The organism is Paenibacillus sp. D9 (assembly GCF_001188365.1).
Lineage (GTDB): Bacteria > Bacillota > Bacilli > Paenibacillales > Paenibacillaceae > Paenibacillus_O > Paenibacillus_O humicus.
Map to the genome: position 1 here is coordinate 4,407,194 of NZ_JZEJ01000001.1, position 2,500 is coordinate 4,409,693.

The window sequence follows — 2,500 nt, forward strand, 5'->3', positions numbered from 1 at the left end:
GCTGCCGCTGCTGGCGGAGCGCAGCGGCACGCAGTTCATCGCCGTCGCTAGCGGCAAGGGCGGCGTCGGCAAGTCGACCGTCACCGTCAACCTGGCGGTGGCGCTCGCCCGCAGGGGCAAGCGGGTCGGCTTGATCGATGCCGACATCTACGGCTTCAGCGTGCCCGACATGATGGGCATCGAATCGCGGCCGGAGATCGTGGACGGCCGGATCGAGCCGATTGAGCGCTTCGGCGTGAAGGTCATCTCGATGGGCTTTTTCGTCGAGGACAACAGCCCTATCGTCTGGCGCGGCCCGATGCTTGGGCGGATGCTGCGCAACTTCTTCCAGGAAGTCGAGTGGGGAGAGCTGGATTATGTGCTGCTGGACTTGCCGCCGGGCACGGGCGACGTCGCGCTCGACGTTCACCAGATCTTGCCGCAGAGCAAGGAAATCATCGTGACGACCCCTCATGCGACAGCAGCCTTCGTCGCAGCCCGCGCCGGGGCGATGGCCATCACGACACAGCATGAGATCCTCGGAGTCGTGGAGAACATGTCCTATTACATGAGCCCGTCCACCGGCGAGAAGGACTATGTGTTCGGACGCGGGGGAGGGGCGAAGCTGGCGGAGACGCTGCACACTTCGCTGCTCGCTCAAGTGCCTCTCGGCGCGCCGGACAACCATGTATCCGAGCCGGACTTCTCTCCGTCGGTGTACAAGGCGGAGACGGAGACGGGAGCCATCTATCTGGAGCTGGCCGATCAAGTCATCAGGCTGGCGCCGGCACATTGATTGTTCTTCATCGCCATTCAAAAAGGGCAGCCCCTGGAAAATCCGGGTGCTGCCCTTTTTGGCGTCTTCATGACTGGCCTTTACTGAAAGCTTGGCTTAAGGCTCAACCGCCTTTGTTCACCCAGTCCGAATATCCGCCTTTTGCTGCTTCCGAGCTATAGCAGGCGCCAGCCGCCTTTACGTCCTCATCAGCTTGATGTTCCGCTGCCCTCGCCGCTATCCTTGCTGTCGTCGCCGCCACCGCCGCCGTCTTCACCGCCGCTGTCGCCGCCTTCGCCGCCACCGCCGGAGCTCGTATCCACTTTCTCGCCCGGTTTGACGCGAAGCTCTTCCTGAACCGCTTTTTTGAGCAGGTCGAGGATTTCCACGCGGAAGAGCGGATTGGACATCGATTCCTGCATGATGGTCATGACCTGCTTGCGGTATTGCGAGCTCATGAGCACTTCGAGAATCATCTTGTCCATCTCCGGCGTTTTCATCGCCGAGATCAATTCCTTCTGGTACCCGGGATCTTTCATCAGCTCTTTGTGGATATCCTTGTTTTCTTTGTTGACCGCTTTGGCGAAGTCGCCGGCAAATCGGGTGTCCGTCATCAGCTTCTTGATCACTTTGTCGTAATCCGGCGACGTGATCGTTTCCTTGACAGCCATGCGCACACTTTCCGCATCCTGCACCGACAGCGACTTGATGCCGCTGCTCGACGTTCCCGCAGCGCTCATTTGGCTTTCCTGCAGCGCTTTCTGGGCGTCCTCCGTCTTGAGGATGTCGATCACCATGGATTTCATGTCTTTGTAGCTGGTCTGCTGGCCGCCTCCTCCTTGCGGCTCGGCGCCGCATCCGGTCAGAAGAACGGCAGCAAAAGCCGATATCGAAAAGCAGTACACGGCCCGCTTGAGCTTCATGTCGAGGTTCCCCTTTCTTCGCTGTGCCGCCAAGTGTAGGATAGCGGCGATGATACGTACAGTATGCGCGAAGAGACGGGCGAATATCAGGGAAAGCCTTAGCTTTTTATTCCGTTCATGGTAAGATGAAGGATATGGCCAACTTCTCTGGGGGGATACATCCGCATGACGATCCGCAAGTGGTTTCACCTGTTCTGGACAACGCTGGCCTTGGGCGCCGCGACGACATTGATCGTCGGGGTCCTGATGCTTTTGACCGATAAGAGCTTCAGCGTATTCGGCTGGTCCGGATTCGGCTTCAACCTTTTCAATATGATGCTGGTTGGCTTGCTGATCGGCGCCTTCAGCCAGATGGGCTTTTTTGCTTATCTCACGGTCAATTACATCGCTCTGAGCGTATTCCGCAAAGCTTATCTATGGAATGCCTTGCAAGCGTATACGACCATTTTTGCGCTCGGATTCCTCGGCTATGTCCTATATGGCGCCCGCGAAGACTTGGGCAATGTCGTCTTCTGGGCTCTGCCGCTTGGACTCGCCGCCGTATCTTGGGCGGTCGGAGCATGGAAGAGCCGGATGACCAACAACCACGCCTTCATCCCGACGCTGTTCCTGATGGTTGTCGTGACCGCGATCGAGGCATGGCCGAGCTTTCAGCCTGGAGATGACGGCAGTGTAAGCACAAGCGCGATCCTCTTCATGATGGCTCCGCTTGTCGTCTGCAATGCCTACCAGATTCTGCTGCTTCACCGCATTACGGGCAGCAGAAAAGCCGTCGACGCGCCAGAGGCGAAGACGGCCTGAAAGAAGTTCTTGCGGCTGCCTA

At 58.3% G+C, this 2,500-nt stretch carries 4 protein-coding genes (1 of these 4 only partly in view); 2 read left to right on the forward strand and 2 right to left on the reverse strand.

Features of this window, described 5'->3' with window-relative positions; translation table 11 throughout:
- The coding region (locus VE23_RS19805; RefSeq protein ID WP_232317000.1) for an Mrp/NBP35 family ATP-binding protein at positions 1-775 on the forward strand (775 nt) is incomplete at its 5' end.
- Positions 776-963: 188 nt separating this feature from the next.
- Here the strand turns inward: VE23_RS19805 and gerD are convergent.
- Positions 964-1,677 (reverse strand): spore germination lipoprotein GerD, encoded by a 714-nt coding sequence (gene gerD / locus VE23_RS19810; protein WP_049868854.1) that lies wholly within the window; start codon positions 1,675-1,677, stop codon positions 964-966.
- 165 nt (positions 1,678-1,842) lie between these two features.
- On the opposite strand from gerD, the gene VE23_RS19815 reads away from it, so the two are divergent.
- A complete protein-coding gene (locus VE23_RS19815) occupies positions 1,843-2,478 on the forward strand; it encodes a KinB-signaling pathway activation protein (protein ID WP_049868855.1) in 636 nt (211 codons plus the stop codon).
- Positions 2,479-2,497: 19 nt separating this feature from the next.
- Here the strand turns inward: VE23_RS19815 and pdaB are convergent, their stop codons facing one another.
- On the reverse strand, positions 2,498-2,500 hold the final stretch of the coding sequence (gene pdaB / locus VE23_RS19820; protein ID WP_048749360.1) for a polysaccharide deacetylase family sporulation protein PdaB. It continues 795 nt past the right edge of the window; 3 of the gene's 798 nt are visible here — the last part of the coding sequence; its start codon lies beyond the right edge, outside the window; it ends in the stop codon at positions 2,498-2,500.

What these genes read in the sequence shown, in the direction of transcription:
- VE23_RS19815 (WP_049868855.1), top strand. Translation starts at nt 1,843, where the DNA reads ATGACGATCCGCAAGTGGTTTCACCTGTTCTGGACAACGCTGGCCTTG.
- gerD (WP_049868854.1), bottom strand. Translation starts at nt 1,677, where the DNA reads ATGAAGCTCAAGCGGGCCGTGTACTGCTTTTCGATATCGGCTTTTGCT.